Source organism: Allobosea lupini (assembly GCF_900109525.1).
In the GTDB taxonomy this organism is placed as follows: domain Bacteria; phylum Pseudomonadota; class Alphaproteobacteria; order Rhizobiales; family Beijerinckiaceae; genus Allobosea; species Allobosea lupini.
Genome location: NZ_FOAN01000013.1, coordinates 91,900 through 104,893, shown reverse-complemented (window position 1 = coordinate 104,893; position 12,994 = coordinate 91,900). Strand labels below are relative to the sequence as shown.

27 protein-coding genes are annotated in these 12,994 nt (G+C 64.8%); 25 read left to right on the top strand and 2 right to left on the bottom strand.

The genetic code is table 11. From position 1 onward, the window contains the following. The 25 genes from BMZ21_RS27270 to BMZ21_RS27150 form a co-directional block, all read left to right on the top strand. On the top strand, positions 1–99 hold a 99-nt coding region (locus tag BMZ21_RS27270; RefSeq protein WP_143079824.1), incomplete at its 5' end, for an EF-Tu C-terminal domain-related protein. 66 nt (positions 100–165) lie between these two features. Further along, positions 166–474, top strand: a complete 309-nt coding sequence (rpsJ, locus tag BMZ21_RS27265; RefSeq protein ID WP_043237115.1) for a 30S ribosomal protein S10 — start codon at positions 166–168, stop codon at positions 472–474. A 69-nt stretch (positions 475–543) separates the two neighbouring features. Then, positions 544–1,278 carry a 50S ribosomal protein L3 gene (rplC, locus tag BMZ21_RS27260; protein ID WP_091842277.1) on the top strand — a complete coding sequence of 245 codons (735 nt, stop codon included), beginning with the start codon at positions 544–546 and terminating at the stop codon, positions 1,276–1,278. Further along, positions 1,278–1,898 carry a 50S ribosomal protein L4 gene (gene rplD / locus BMZ21_RS27255; protein WP_091842274.1) on the top strand — a complete coding sequence of 207 codons (621 nt, stop codon included), beginning with the start codon at positions 1,278–1,280 and terminating at the stop codon, positions 1,896–1,898. Before rplC ends, rplD begins: the two co-directional genes overlap by 1 nt. Beyond that, positions 1,895–2,203 carry a 50S ribosomal protein L23 gene (locus BMZ21_RS27250; RefSeq protein WP_091842271.1) on the top strand — a complete coding sequence of 103 codons (309 nt, stop codon included), beginning with the start codon at positions 1,895–1,897 and terminating at the stop codon, positions 2,201–2,203. The genes rplD and BMZ21_RS27250 overlap by 4 nt, the downstream gene beginning before the upstream one ends. A gap of 16 nt (positions 2,204–2,219) precedes the next feature. After that, the gene (gene rplB, locus BMZ21_RS27245; RefSeq protein ID WP_091842268.1) at positions 2,220–3,062 is read left to right on the top strand and encodes a 50S ribosomal protein L2; all 843 of its coding nucleotides are present in this window, start codon (positions 2,220–2,222) and stop codon (positions 3,060–3,062) included. 8 nt (positions 3,063–3,070) lie between these two features. Further along, positions 3,071–3,349 carry a 30S ribosomal protein S19 gene (rpsS, locus tag BMZ21_RS27240; protein WP_091842265.1) on the top strand — a complete coding sequence of 93 codons (279 nt, stop codon included), beginning with the start codon at positions 3,071–3,073 and terminating at the stop codon, positions 3,347–3,349. 3 nt (positions 3,350–3,352) lie between these two features. Beyond that, the gene (rplV, locus tag BMZ21_RS27235) at positions 3,353–3,736 is read left to right on the top strand and encodes a 50S ribosomal protein L22 (RefSeq protein ID WP_091842262.1); all 384 of its coding nucleotides are present in this window, start codon (positions 3,353–3,355) and stop codon (positions 3,734–3,736) included. A gap of 10 nt (positions 3,737–3,746) precedes the next feature. After that, positions 3,747–4,463: a 30S ribosomal protein S3 gene (gene rpsC / locus BMZ21_RS27230; RefSeq protein WP_091842260.1), complete on the top strand. Its 717-nt coding sequence runs from the start codon at positions 3,747–3,749 to the stop codon at positions 4,461–4,463. 18 nt (positions 4,464–4,481) lie between these two features. Further along, positions 4,482–4,895: a 50S ribosomal protein L16 gene (gene rplP, locus BMZ21_RS27225; protein ID WP_057193262.1), complete on the top strand. Its 414-nt coding sequence runs from the start codon at positions 4,482–4,484 to the stop codon at positions 4,893–4,895. Between the two features lie 10 nt (positions 4,896–4,905). After that, positions 4,906–5,118 carry a 50S ribosomal protein L29 gene (gene rpmC / locus BMZ21_RS27220; protein WP_091842257.1) on the top strand — a complete coding sequence of 71 codons (213 nt, stop codon included), beginning with the start codon at positions 4,906–4,908 and terminating at the stop codon, positions 5,116–5,118. 13 nt (positions 5,119–5,131) lie between these two features. Beyond that, on the top strand, positions 5,132–5,374 hold the full coding sequence (rpsQ, locus tag BMZ21_RS27215; protein WP_091842255.1) for a 30S ribosomal protein S17: 243 nt from the start codon (positions 5,132–5,134) through the stop codon (positions 5,372–5,374). 111 nt (positions 5,375–5,485) lie between these two features. Further along, positions 5,486–5,854 (top strand): 50S ribosomal protein L14, encoded by a 369-nt coding sequence (rplN, locus tag BMZ21_RS27210; RefSeq protein ID WP_091842252.1) that lies wholly within the window; start codon positions 5,486–5,488, stop codon positions 5,852–5,854. Further along, complete coding sequence (gene rplX, locus BMZ21_RS27205; RefSeq protein ID WP_057193254.1) at positions 5,854–6,171, top strand: 50S ribosomal protein L24; 318 nt, start codon at positions 5,854–5,856, stop codon at positions 6,169–6,171. The genes rplN and rplX overlap by 1 nt, the downstream gene beginning before the upstream one ends. Then, positions 6,164–6,730, top strand: a complete 567-nt coding sequence (gene rplE / locus BMZ21_RS27200; protein WP_091842249.1) for a 50S ribosomal protein L5 — start codon at positions 6,164–6,166, stop codon at positions 6,728–6,730. The genes rplX and rplE overlap by 8 nt, the downstream gene beginning before the upstream one ends. Positions 6,731–6,766: 36 nt before the next feature. Further along, positions 6,767–7,072: a 30S ribosomal protein S14 gene (rpsN, locus tag BMZ21_RS27195; RefSeq protein WP_057193250.1), complete on the top strand. Its 306-nt coding sequence runs from the start codon at positions 6,767–6,769 to the stop codon at positions 7,070–7,072. A gap of 12 nt (positions 7,073–7,084) precedes the next feature. Further along, a complete protein-coding gene (gene rpsH, locus BMZ21_RS27190; protein WP_057193248.1) occupies positions 7,085–7,483 on the top strand; it encodes a 30S ribosomal protein S8 in 399 nt (132 codons plus the stop codon). A 35-nt stretch (positions 7,484–7,518) separates the two neighbouring features. Next, the gene (rplF, locus tag BMZ21_RS27185) at positions 7,519–8,052 is read left to right on the top strand and encodes a 50S ribosomal protein L6 (protein ID WP_091842246.1); all 534 of its coding nucleotides are present in this window, start codon (positions 7,519–7,521) and stop codon (positions 8,050–8,052) included. An 11-nt stretch (positions 8,053–8,063) separates the two neighbouring features. Next, a complete protein-coding gene (gene rplR, locus BMZ21_RS27180; RefSeq protein ID WP_091842243.1) occupies positions 8,064–8,426 on the top strand; it encodes a 50S ribosomal protein L18 in 363 nt (120 codons plus the stop codon). Positions 8,427–8,560: 134 nt separating this feature from the next. Continuing rightward, the gene (gene rpsE / locus BMZ21_RS27175; protein ID WP_091842240.1) at positions 8,561–9,124 is read left to right on the top strand and encodes a 30S ribosomal protein S5; all 564 of its coding nucleotides are present in this window, start codon (positions 8,561–8,563) and stop codon (positions 9,122–9,124) included. A 10-nt stretch (positions 9,125–9,134) separates the two neighbouring features. Then, positions 9,135–9,329: a 50S ribosomal protein L30 gene (rpmD, locus tag BMZ21_RS27170; RefSeq protein ID WP_091842304.1), complete on the top strand. Its 195-nt coding sequence runs from the start codon at positions 9,135–9,137 to the stop codon at positions 9,327–9,329. Between the two features lie 13 nt (positions 9,330–9,342). Continuing rightward, the gene (rplO, locus tag BMZ21_RS27165) at positions 9,343–9,822 is read left to right on the top strand and encodes a 50S ribosomal protein L15 (protein WP_091842237.1); all 480 of its coding nucleotides are present in this window, start codon (positions 9,343–9,345) and stop codon (positions 9,820–9,822) included. Positions 9,823–9,920: 98 nt separating this feature from the next. Next, complete coding sequence (gene secY / locus BMZ21_RS27160) at positions 9,921–11,258, top strand: preprotein translocase subunit SecY (RefSeq protein ID WP_091842235.1); 1,338 nt, start codon at positions 9,921–9,923, stop codon at positions 11,256–11,258. Next, positions 11,258–11,839, top strand: a complete 582-nt coding sequence (locus BMZ21_RS27155) for an adenylate kinase (protein ID WP_091842232.1) — start codon at positions 11,258–11,260, stop codon at positions 11,837–11,839. The genes secY and BMZ21_RS27155 overlap by 1 nt, the downstream gene beginning before the upstream one ends. 76 nt (positions 11,840–11,915) lie before the next feature. Then, a complete protein-coding gene (locus BMZ21_RS27150) occupies positions 11,916–12,218 on the top strand; it encodes an alkylphosphonate utilization protein (protein WP_091842230.1) in 303 nt (100 codons plus the stop codon). An 11-nt stretch (positions 12,219–12,229) separates the two neighbouring features. Here the strand turns inward: BMZ21_RS27150 and BMZ21_RS27145 are convergent, their stop codons facing one another. Both BMZ21_RS27145 and BMZ21_RS27140 read right to left on the bottom strand, forming a co-directional pair. Further along, positions 12,230–12,631, bottom strand: coding sequence for a type II toxin-antitoxin system VapC family toxin (locus BMZ21_RS27145; protein WP_091842228.1), 402 nt, complete (start codon positions 12,629–12,631; stop codon positions 12,230–12,232). Next, entirely contained in the window at positions 12,628–12,864 is a 237-nt protein-coding gene (locus tag BMZ21_RS27140) for an antitoxin (RefSeq protein ID WP_091842225.1), read from the bottom strand. The genes BMZ21_RS27145 and BMZ21_RS27140 overlap by 4 nt, the downstream gene beginning before the upstream one ends. Positions 12,865–12,994 lie beyond the last annotated feature (130 nt).

Below are 12,994 nucleotides of genomic sequence, written 5' to 3'. Positions count from 1 at the left end.
CTGATCGTCCCGATCGCGATGGAAGAGAAGCTGCGCTTCGCCATCCGCGAAGGCGGACGCACCGTCGGCGCAGGCGTCGTCGCTTCGATCATTGCGTAACGGCTGATCTGAGGGCGGAAGCCCTTCGGGGCTTTCGTCTTTTCACGTCACGGAGATAACACGACCATGAACGGTCAGAATATCCGGATCCGCCTCAAGGCGTTCGACCATCGTATCCTCGATGCGTCGACGCGCGAGATCGTCTCGACCGCCAAGCGCACCGGCGCTCAGGTCCGCGGCCCGATTCCGCTGCCGACCCTGATCGAGAAGTTCACCGTCAACCGCTCGCCCCACATCGACAAGAAGTCGCGCGAGCAGTTCGAGATGCGGACCCACAAGCGGGTTCTCGATATCGTCGATCCGACTCCGCAGACGGTCGACGCCCTCATGAAGCTCGATCTCGCCGCCGGCGTCGACGTCGAAATCAAGCTCTGATCCGATTAAACGGGTCCTCTGTTTCCGGTGCCCCCGGATGGACATGACCCCAAAGGAAGGTATGCACCGATGCGTTCCGGTGTGATTGCACAGAAAGTCGGGATGACCCGCATCTTCACCGATGCCGGCGAGCACATCCCGGTCACCGTGCTGAAGCTCGACAACTGCCAGGTTGTCGCGCACCGCACGAAGGACAAGAACGGCTATGTCGCCGTGCAGCTCGGGACGGGCCGTGCCAAGGTCAAGAACGTCTCGAAGGCGCAGCGCGGCCATTTCGCCGTTGCCAAGGTCGAGCCGAAGCAGAAGCTGGTCGAGTTCCGCGTCAGCGACGACGCGTTGATTCCGGTCGGCGCCGAGCTGACCGCCGACCACTTCGTCGTCGGCCAGTTCGTCGACGTGTCGGGCACGACCACCGGCAAGGGCTTCGCCGGCGGCATGAAGCGCTGGAACTTCGGCGGTCTGCGCGCCACGCACGGCGTCTCGGTCTCGCATCGTTCGATCGGTTCGACCGGTGGCCGTCAGGATCCGGGCAAGACCTTCAAGAACAAGAAGATGCCGGGCCATCTGGGTGCCGAGCGCGTCACCACGCAGAACCTGCGCGTCGTCCAGACGGACGCCGAGCGCGGGCTGATCCTGGTCGAGGGCGCCGTCCCCGGCGTTGCCGGCGGCTGGATCCATGTCCGCGACGCGGTCAAGCGCTCGCTGCCGAAGGACGCGCCCCTGCCGGGCAAGTTCAAGGTCTCCGGCGAGGGCAAGGCCGAGAGTGTCGAGGCTCCTGCGGCCCAGGCTGAGGAGAACGTGTGATGAAACTCGATATCGTCACTCTTGAAGGCGGCAATGCCGGCTCGCTCGAGCTGTCCGACGCGATCTTCGGCCTTGAGCCGCGCGCCGACCTGCTCGCCCGCATGGTGCGCTACCAGCTCGCCAAGCGCCGCGCCGGCACGCACAAGTCGAAGGGGCGTTCGGAAGTCGACCGCACCCGCAAGAAGATCTACAAGCAGAAGGGCACCGGCGGCGCACGTCACGGTGCGGCTTCGGCTCCGCAGTTCCGCGGCGGCGGCAAGGCCTTCGGCCCGGTCGTGCGCGACCACGCCCATGACCTGCCCAAGAAGGTCAAGGCGCTCGCTCTGCGCCATGCGCTCTCGGCCAAGGCCAAGGACGCCGGCCTGATCATCATCGACGACGTCAAGCTCGCCGAGCCGAAGACCAAGATCCTGCTCGGCCATTTCGGCAAGCTGGACCTGTCGAGCGCACTGGTGATCGGCGGCGCCGAGATCGATGTGAATTTCGGCCTGGCGGCGCGTTCGATCCCGAATGTCGACGTCCTGCCGGTTCAGGGCATCAACGTCTATGACATCCTGCGTCGCGACAAGCTCGTGCTGACGCGCTCGGCTGTCGATGCGCTGGAGGCGCGCTTCAAATGAGCCAGTCCAAGAACCTGGATCCGCGCCACTACGACGTCATCCGTGGCCCGGTCATCACCGAAAAGGCGACCATGCTCTCCGAGCACAACAAGGTCGTCTTCAAGGTCGCGAAGACCGCGACCAAGCCGCAGATCAAGGCGGCGATCGAGAAGCTGTTCGACGTCAAGGTGATCAGCGTCAACACGATGGTCACCGAGGGCAAGATGAAGGTCTTCCGGGGCCGTCTCGGCCAGCGCTCGGACGTCAAGAAGGCGGTCGTGACCCTCGAGGAAGGTCACTCCATCGACGTGACCACTGGGCTTTGAGGGAAGGATCGTCATCATGGCTTTGAAGAGTTTCAAGCCGATCACGCCGAGCCTTCGCCAGCTCGTGATCGTCGACCGCAGCGAGCTCTACAAGGGCAAGCCGGTCAAGGTGCTGACCGAGGGCAAGTCGTCCTCGGGCGGCCGCAACAATCTCGGCCGCATCACCGTCCGCTTCCGCGGCGGTGGTCACAAGCGCACGCTGCGCCTGATCGATTTCAAGCGTCGCGGCAAGGCCGGCATCCCGGCTGCCGTGGAGCGGATCGAGTATGATCCGAACCGCTCGGCGTTCATCGCGCTGATCAAGTATCAGGACGGCGAGCTCGCCTACATCCTGGCGCCGCAGCGCCTGGCGGTCGGCGACAGCGTCATCGCCGGCGACAGCGTCGACGTGAAGCCCGGCAACGCGGCCCCGATGGGCACGCTGCCGATCGGCACGATCGTCCACAATGTCGAGCTCAAGATCGGCAAGGGCGGTGCGCTGGCGCGTTCGGCGGGCAACTACGCCCAGATCGTCGGTCGCGACCAGGGCTACGTCATCGTCCGCCTGAACTCGGGCGAGCAGCGCCTGATCAGCGGCCTGTGCTATGCGACGGTGGGCGCGGTCTCGAACCCCGACCACATGAACCGGAATGACGGCAAGGCCGGGCGCTCGCGCTGGCTGGGTCGTCGTCCGCACAACCGTGGTGTCTCGATGAACCCGGTCGACCATCCGCACGGCGGCGGCGAAGGCCGCACCTCGGGCGGCCGTCATCCGGTCACGCCCTGGGGTCTGCCGACCAAGGGCAAGAAGACCCGCTCGAACAAGCGGACCGATACGTTCATCGTGTCGAGCCGTCACGCCCGCAAGAAGAAGAACTGAGGTCCGTCATGGCGCGTTCGCTTTGGAAAGGTCCGTTCGTCGACGGATACCTCCTGAAGAAGGCCGAGGTCGCCCGTTCGGCGAGCCGGTCGGAAGTCATCAAGATCTGGAGCCGCCGCTCCACGATCCTCCCGCAGTTCGTCGGTCTGACGTTCGGCGTCTACAACGGCCACAAGCATGTGCCGGTGAACGTCTCCGAGGAGATGGTGGGCCACAAGTTCGGCGAGTTCTCGCCGACGCGCACCTTCCCCGGCCACGCTGCCGACAAGAAGGCGAAGAGGAAGTAAGCCATGGGTAAGCCCTCCGCCCCCCGTGCGCTGCCCGAGAACGAGGCCAAGGCGGTGGCGCGCAACCTGCGCGTCTCCCCGCAGAAGCTGAACCTTCTCGCCCAGCTCATCCGCGGCAAGAAGGTCTCGACCGCGCTCGCCGACCTCGAGTTCTCGCGCAAGCGGATCTCGACCGATGTGCGCAAGTGCCTGCAGAGCGCGATCGCCAATGCCGAGAACAACCATGATCTCGACGTCGACGATCTGGTCGTGTCCCAGGCTTTCGTCGGCAAGGCGCTGGTCATGAAGCGCTTCCATGCCCGCGCTCGCGGCCGTGGCGCCCGCATCATGAAGCCCTTCGCCAACATCACGATCGTGGTGCGCGAAGTTCAGGCTGCGAAGGCCTGAGGAGAGAACGATGGGTCAGAAAATCAATCCGATCGGCCTTCGTCTCGGCATCAACCGGACCTGGGATTCGCGCTGGTTCGCCGCCAAGGGCGAGTACGGCAAGCTGCTTCATGAGGACATGGCCATCCGCGCCGCCCTGATGAAGCTGCTGAAGCAGGCCGCCGTCTCGAAGATCATCATCGAGCGTCCGCACAAGAAGTGCCGCGTCACCATCCACTCGGCTCGTCCGGGCGTGGTGATTGGCAAGAAGGGTGCCGACATCGAGAAGCTGCGCAAGACGGTCGCGAAGCTGACGAACGCCGACGTGACGATCAACATCGTCGAGGTGCGCAAGCCCGAGATCGACGCGACCCTGGTCGCCGACTCGATCGCGCAGCAGCTCGAGCGCCGCGTCGCCTTCCGTCGCGCCATGAAGCGCGCCGTGCAGTCGGCGATGCGTCTCGGTGCCGAGGGCATCCGCATCAACTGCTCGGGCCGTCTCGGCGGCGCGGAAATCGCGCGCCTCGAATGGTATCGCGAGGGCCGCGTGCCGCTGCATACGCTGCGCGCCGACGTCGACTACGGCGTCGCCACTGCCTTCACGACCTATGGCACGTGCGGGATCAAGGTCTGGATCTTCAAGGGCGAGATCCTCGAACACGACCCGATGGCCCAGGACAAGCGCCTCTCGGACGAGGGCGGCCGCTCCGGTGGTGAGCGCCGCGAACGTCGCGAGCAGGCTGCGTAAGGCTGATCGAGAAGAGCCATGCTGCAACCAAAGCGCACTAAGTTCCGTAAGCAGTTCAAGGGACGCATTTCAGGCGTCGCCAAGGGCGGTACGGACCTCAACTTCGGCCAGTTCGGCCTGAAGGCCCAGGAGCCGGAGCGCGTCACGGCCCGCCAGATCGAGGCGGCCCGTCGTGCCATCACCCGCGCCATGAAGCGCGCGGGTCGAGTCTGGATCCGGATCTTCCCGGACGTGCCGGTCTCGAAGAAGCCGACCGAAGTCCGCATGGGTAAGGGCAAGGGTTCGCCCGAGTTCTGGGCGGCCAAGGTCAAGCCGGGCCGGATCATGTTCGAGCTCGACGGCGTGCCGGAGGATATCGCCCGCGAGGCGCTCCGTCTGGGCGCCGCCAAGCTGCCGATCAAGACCCGCTTCATCCAGCGCATCGCCGAGTAAGGAGGGCGAGATGAAATCGACTCAACGCCTGTCCGATCTCAAAGTGATGAGCGCGGACCAGCTCCAGGACGAGCTTCTCAAGCTCAAGAAGGAGCAGTTCAACCTGCGTTTCCAGCGCGCCACCGGCCAGCTCGAGAATACCGCTCGGGTCACCCTGGTGCGCAAGGAGATCGCCCGCATCAAGACACTGCAGCGGTCGAAGACCGCAGCAGTGAGCGCCTGAGGAGTAGGGGACCATGCCGAAGCGCGTGCTGCAGGGCGTCGTCGTTAGCGACAAGCAAAACAAAACTGTTGTGGTCAAGGTCGAGCGGCGTTATACGCACCCGCTCCTCAAGAAGACGGTGCGCCGTTCGAAGAACTATCACGCCCATGACGAGGCGGGATCGTTCAAGGTCGGTGACTCGGTCTGGATCGAGGAGTCGAAGCCGATTTCCAAGCTGAAAAGCTGGGTTGTGCTCGACAACGCTCCCAAGGCGTAAGTCGAATCATTGAGGCCAGGGGGCGATCGACCCCCGTCAGTCGTAGTCCGGGCTTAGGCAATCCGCCTTTGTCCGGAAACCGCGCTGATATGGAATGGAAGGATCAAGGCCATGATCCAGGTGCAGACGAATCTCGAGGTCGCCGACAATTCCGGTGCCCGCCGCGTGATGTGCATCAAGGTTCTCGGCGGCTCGAAGCGGCGCTATGCCCGCATCGGCGACATCATTGTGGTTTCGATCAAGGAAGCCATCCCGCGCGGCCGCGTGAAGAAGGGCGACGTCATGAAGGCGATCGTCGTGCGCACCGCCAAGGACATCAAGCGCGCCGATGGTTCGGTGATCCGCTTCGACCGCAACGCGGCCGTGCTGATCAACAACCAGAAGGAGCCGGTGGGCACCCGCATCTTCGGACCGGTTCCGCGCGAGCTGCGCGCCAAGAACCACATGAAGATCATTTCGCTCGCTCCCGAGGTGCTGTGATGGCTGCGAAAATCAAGAAGGGCGACAAGGTCGTCGTGCTCGCCGGCCGCGACAAGGGCAAGAACGGCGAAGTGCTCCAGGTCCTGCCGAAGGACGCCCGCGCCGTCGTGCGCGGCGTGAACCTGGTGAAGAAGCACACCAAGGCGACCGCCCAGTCCGAGGGCGGCATCATCAGCAAGGAAGCCACGATCGACCTGTCGAACCTGGCCGTCGCCGATCCGAAGGACGGCAAGCCGACCCGCGTCGGTTTCAAGGTGCTCGATGACGGCCGCAAGGTTCGTTTCGCCAAGCGTTCGGGGGATCTGATCGATGGCTGACAATCAGCAGGCGGCTCTCTCGCCGCGTTTGAAGAAGCATTACGAGGACGTCGTCCGTCCCGCGATGATCGCCGAGTTCGGCTACAAGAACGTCATGGAAGTGCCGACCCTCGAGAAGGTCGTCATCAACATGGGCGTGGGCGAAGCCACGGCCGACCGCAAGAAGGTCGACAACGCCGCCGGCGACCTCGCCATGATCGCCGGCCAGAAGCCGGTCATCACCAAGTCCCGCCTCGCCATCGCCGGCTTCAAGCTGCGCGAGAACATGGCGGTGGGTGCCAAGGTCACGCTGCGCAAGACCAAGATGTTCGAGTTCGTCGATCGGCTCGTCACCATTGCTCTGCCGCGCGTGCGCGACTTCCGTGGCCTCAACCCGAAGTCTTTCGACGGGCGCGGCAATTTCGCGCTCGGGATCAAGGAGCACATCGTGTTCCCCGAGATCAACTACGACAAGGTCGACCAGGTCTGGGGCATGGACGTGATCGTCTGCACGACTGCGAAGTCGGACGACGAGGCACGCGCTCTGCTCAAGCACTTCAACTTCCCGTTCCGGCAGTGAGCCTTCGGGCTCATACGCGGAAACCAGGAGATATCGATGGCTAAGAAAAGCTCCGTCGAGAACAACAACCGCCGCAAGGCGCTCGTGAAGAAATTCGCGGGCCGTCGTGCGCGTCTTCTCGCGATCGCTAATGACGAGAACCAGTCGATGGACGAGCGCTTCCTCGCTCGCCTGAAGCTGGCCGAACTGCCGCGCAATTCCGCCGGCATCCGCGTGCGCAACCGTTGCGAAGTCACCGGCCGCCCGCGCGCTTTCTATCGCAAGTTGAAGATGTCGCGCGTTGCTTTGCGCGAGCTCGGCAACAAGGGGCTGGTTCCCGGCCTCGTCAAGTCGAGCTGGTGAGGAGGTAGCATCATGGCGATCATCGATCCGCTTGGCGATATGCTGACCCGCATCCGCAATGCGCAGATGCGGCGCAAGTCGCGCGTTTCCACCCCGGGCTCGAAGCTGCGCGCCCGCGTTCTGGACGTGCTGCAGTCGGAAGGCTACATCCGCGGCTATTCGACCACCGAGTTCGGCAACGGCCGCACCGAGTTCGACATCGAGCTGAAGTACCACGAGGGACAGCCGGTCATCCGGTCGATCTCGCGCGTGTCGAAGCCCGGTCGTCGCGTCTACTCCTCGGTCGAGACCATGCCTCGCGTGGCCGACGGCCTCGGCGTCACCATCGTCTCCACGCCCCGTGGCGTGATGTCCGATCACCTTGCCCGCGAGCAGAACGTGGGCGGCGAAGTGCTCTGCAAGGTCTTCTGACCTTTCGCGCACAGCTGCTCATCAGGAGAGATCCAATGTCTCGTATCGGTAAGAAGCCCGTTCCGGTCCCCGCTGGCGTCACCGCCAACGTCTCGGGCCAGCTGGTCAAGATCAAGGGCTCGAAGGGCGAACTGTCCTTCGAGGTTCCCGAGGAGGTTTCGGTCGCACTGGAGAACGGCGCCATCGCCGTCCAGCCGCGCTCGCAGACCAAGCGCGCCCGCGCCCTCTGGGGCACCTCGCGCGCCCGCATCAACAACCTGGTCGTCGGTACGACGGCCGGATTCGAGAAGAAGCTCGAGATCAACGGCGTCGGCTACAAGGCCGCGGTCGCCGGCAAGGTGCTCAAGCTCTCGCTCGGCTACAGCCACGACATCGACTATCCGATCCCGGCCGGGGTCGCGATCGTCACGCCGAAGCCGACCGAGATCGTGATCTCCGGCATCGACAAGCAGGTCGTCGGCCAGACCGCCGCCGAGATCCGCGATTATCGCGGTCCCGAGCCCTACAAGGGGAAGGGCGTCAAGTACGCCGGCGAGTTCATCTTCCGCAAGGAAGGCAAGAAGAAGTAAGGACGGCAGCCATGAGCAAGCAGACAGTTGCGACTGCGCGCCGCAAGGCCCGCGTCCGCCGCGCGATCAAGAAAGTGGCCAATGGCCGCGCCCGCCTGTCGGTGCACCGCACCGGCAAGCAGATCTATGCGCAGGTCATCGACGACACCAAGGGGCTGACGCTCGCTTCGGCTTCGTCGCTCGACAAGGACATCCGCGCCGACATCAAGTCGGGCGCGAATGTCGAGGCCGCGGCGCAGATCGGCAAGATCCTTGCCGAGCGCGCCATCAAGGCCGGCGTCAAGGAGGTCGTGTTCGACCGTGGCGCCTATATGTACCATGGCCGCGTCAAGGCGCTGGCCGAGGCCGCTCGCGAAGGCGGGCTGAGCTTCTGATCGGTTGACTATCGCGGGATGCGGGAGGCCTCACGGGCTTCCCGCATATCGCATTTGGAAAGTCGCTCCATTCCGGAGCGCTCGAGCGAGCGGCGGGCCACGATCGGTACCGTCCGCGCAAGTAAGAGGAAGATATGGCGAGAGAACCTCGTGACCGTCAGAACCGCGAAGAGCGTGATTCTGAATTCGTGGACCGCCTGGTCCACATCAACCGCGTCGCCAAGGTGGTGAAGGGCGGCCGTCGCTTCGGCTTCGCTGCCCTCGTCGTCGTCGGCGACCAGAAGGGCCGCGTCGGCTTCGGCCACGGCAAGGCCCGTGAAGTGCCCGAGGCGATCCGCAAGGCGACGGAAGCCGCCAAGCGTGGCCTCGTCCGCGTCCCGCTGCGCGATGGCCGCACGCTGCACCATGACGTCCACGGCCGTCACGGCGCCGGCAAGGTCATCCTGCGCGCTGCGCCGGCCGGTACCGGCATCATCGCCGGCGGCCCGATGCGCGCCGTCTTCGAGGCGGTCGGCATGCAGGACGTGGTTTCGAAGTCGCTCGGCTCTTCGAACCCCTACAACCTCGTGCGCGCCACCTTCGATGCGCTGAAGAACGAGGATTCGCCGCGCAGCGTCGCCGCGCGTCGCTCGCTCAAGGTTTCGGCCCTGCAGACCCGCCGCCGCGATGCCGGCGCGGATGCCGGCGCGGACGCGTGAGGAGGGTTCGATGGCAAAGGCTGAGAAGACCTTCACCGTCGAGCAGATCGGTTCGCCGATCCGCCGCGACGCCTCGCAGCGCCAGACCCTGATCGGTCTCGGCCTGAACAAGATCCGCCGCCAATCGACCCTGCAGGACACGCCGGCTGCGCGTGGCATGGTCGAGAAGGTCAAGCACCTCGTCCGCGTCGTCGACGCGAAGTGAGGAGGGCGAACCCATGAAACTCACAGACATTCGTGACAACGAAGGCGCGACCAAGTCGCGCATCCGCGTCGGCCGTGGCATCGGCTCCGGCAAGGGCAAGACCGGCGGACGTGGCGTCAAGGGCCAGAAGGCTCGCGCCGGCGTGGCGGTCAAGGGCTTCGAAGGCGGCCAGATGCCGCTCTATCGGCGCCTGCCGAAGCGCGGCTTCCACAACCTGTTCTCCAAGGATCTGAACGAGGTCAACCTCGGGCGCATCCAGCAGGCGGTCGAAGCCGGGAAGCTCGATGCCAAGGGTGCGGTGACGGTCGAGGCGCTGGTCGCCGCCGGCGTCATCACCCGGCAGGCCAAGGACGGCGTCAAGATCCTCGGCGTCGGCGAACTCAAGGCGAAGCTCGCCTTCGAGGTGGCCGGTGCGTCGAAGTCGGCCGTCGAGGCGATCGAGAAGGCCGGCGGCACGGTCAAGATCCTGGCGGCTGCCGCTTCACAGGCGTGACTTCCACGCTTACATGACTAACGCGAGCGGCGGCCGGGCCCGAAGCCTTGGCCGCCGTTCGACTGTCTAGACCAGAGAATCACCCAAGGACCGGACGCATGGCATCGGCGGCTGAACAGCTTGCGGCAAACCTGAACTTCGGCGCGCTGGCCAAGGCCGACGAGCTGAAGAAGCGGATCTGGTTCACGCTGGGGGCGCTGATCGTCTACCGGCTCGGCACCTATATCCCGCTGCCCGGCATGAACCCGGATGCGGTCGCCGACCTGTTCAAGCAGACCCAGTCGGGCGTGCTCGGCCTGTTCAACATGTTCTCCGGCGGCGCGGTCGGCCGGCTCGCGATCTTCGCGCTGGCGATCATGCCGTACATCTCGGCCTCGATCATCATCCAGCTGCTCTCCAGCGTCGTCCCGACTTTCGAGGCGCTGAAGAAGGAGGGCGAGGCGGGCCGCAAGATCCTCAACCAGTACACGCGCTATCTGACGCTGGTGCTGGCGCTGTTCCAGGCCTGGGGCATCGGCGTTGGTCTTCAGGGCTCGGGTAATCTCGTGCTCGAACCCGGGCCGTTCTTCCTGATCTCGACCACCATCACGCTGGTCGGCGGCACCATGTTCCTGCTCTGGCTCGGCGAGCAGATCACCAGCCGCGGCATCGGCAACGGCACGTCGATGATCATCTTCGCCGGCATCATCGCCGAATTCCCGGCCCAGCTGGCGCAGACGCTCGAGCTCGGCCGCCAGGGCGCCATCTCGACCGGCCTGCTGCTGCTCGTCATGGTGATGGCGGTCTGCGTCATCGCCTTCGTGGTCTTCGTCGAGCGCGCCCAGCGCCGCCTGCTGATCAACTATCCCAAGCGCCAGGTCGGCAACCGGATGTATGAGGGCCAGACCTCGTTCCTGCCGCTGAAGCTCAACACCGCCGGCGTGATCCCGCCTATCTTCGCCTCGTCGCTGCTGCTGCTGCCGACCACGATCGCCAGCTTCTCGCAGGCTTCGGGCGGCACCGGCATCCTGGCGACGATGGCGACCTATCTCGCGCATGGCCGGCCGCTGTTCATGTTCCTCTATGCGGCGCTGATCATCTTCTTCTGCTTCTTCTACACCGCGATCGTGTTCAATCCGGTCGAGACGGCGGACAATCTCAAGAAGCATGGCGGGTTCATGCCCGGCATCCGCCCGGGCGAGCGCACCGCCGAACATATCGACCGGGTGCTAACGCGCATCACCGTGCTCGGCGCCGCCTATTTGACTATCGTCTGCTTGATCCCGGAGTTCATGATCACCTATGCCCAGATTCCGATCATCCTGCTCGGCGGCACCTCGCTGCTGATCGTGGTGACGACGACCATGGACACGGTGGCTCAGGTCCATGGTCATCTCCTGGCCCATCAATATGAGGGGCTGGTCAAAAAAGCGAAGTTGAGGGGGGCAAGGCGCTGATGAGGCTGATTTTCCTGGGGCCGCCGGGGGCGGGCAAAGGCACTCAGGCGACACGGATCGTCGCAAAGCACGGCATTCCGCAGCTCTCCACCGGCGACATGCTCCGCGCGGCAGTCGCCGCCGGCACGCCGGTCGGCCTCAAGGCCAAGGCGGTGATGGATGCCGGCGGGCTGGTCTCGGACGAGATCGTCATCGGCATCGTCGCCGACCGCATCGAGGAAGCCGACGCCAGGAAGGGCTTCATCCTCGACGGCTTCCCGCGCACGCTGGCGCAGGCCGAGGCACTCGACTCGATGCTGGCCGGCAAGGGACTGAAACTCGACAAGGTGCTGGAGCTGCGCGTCGACCAGAGCAAGCTGGTCGACCGGATCGTGCGCCGGGCCGAGGAGGCCAAGGCCGCCGGCCAGCCGGTGCGCAAGGACGACGACCCGGAGGTCTTCAAGACCCGGCTCGAAGCCTATAACCGCGATACCGCGATCGTCGCGCCCTATTACGACAAGCGCGGCCAGCTGACGCCGATCGACGGCATGCAGCCGATCGAGCAGGTCGCGAGTGCGATCGACGAGGCGCTGGCAGGCTGATATCCAGCCTGATCGGTCATTCAGACGCCGCGCGGCCTTCGCCGCGCGGTTTTTTCTTGGCGAAGGAGCCGGGCCAATGGCCGATGGCGATGACGACTATGTCTATGACGAGGCGACCGGCGAGTGGCGCCCGGCTTCGGAACTGGCGGCGGCTGCGGCGCAGCAGCGCGAGGTCCGCGACGCCTCCGGCAACATCCTGGTCGACGGCGATGCGGTGACGCTGATCAAGGACCTCAAGGTCAAGGGCGCTAACCAGACCCTGAAGCAGGGCACGGTGATCCGCTCGATCCGGCTGACGGACAATCCCGAAGAGATCGACTGTCGGCACGAGACCATTAAGGGACTGGTGCTGCGCACGGAGTTCGTGCGCAAGCGGTGAGGGGGCTCAGGTCAGGCTAGCCAGTTCTCGACTTCGAGCCCGTCGACGTGGGCGAATTCATCGATGTTCGCCGTGACCACGATGCAGCCGAGCGCGAGAGCCTGTGCAGCGATGAGCATGTCGTTACCGCCGATCGGTTTCCCCCTTGCCTCAAGGGCCGTGCGCAGATCGGCATAGGTACGCGAGGCAGCTTCGTCGAAAGGAATGGTCTCGATCTCGGAGAGTAACGCCTCGACTGTTGCCGACAGGCGCGCCGAGCCGGCTTTCCTGCAGCCATAGCGCAATTCGGCCGCGACGATCACGCTCGTCAGGATCTGGCGATCACCGATCTCGGCGATCCGTTTTGCGGCACGGCCCTGCGGTTGCCGCACCAGATCAGAGATGATGTTGGTGTCGAGCAGATAACGCGTCAAATGTCGCGCTCCGGCGCCGGAACGGGATCGCTGATCTCCGGGAAGACACCGTCGAGCGGCTCGAGGCTTTCGAGCAGGGCGGACAGGCCTCGTTTAGCCAGCGGCTCGATGACGAGGCGGTCGCCGTCTCGGCGCATCAGAGCCTCGTCGCCGGGAAGCTCGAATTCGACAGGGATGCGAACAGCCTGATTGCGGCCATTGCGAAACAGCCTGACATGCCGGATTTCGTTCATGTGCGCCGCTCCGGATAGTTGGCATATGCCACAGCATATGCTCAGCCCCTGCTTACGGCAAGGCTCACGCCAAGCTCTCGTTACAGCTGGCACACTGGTGCGCATTTGCGCCGGCGCAGGCGCGATTTCG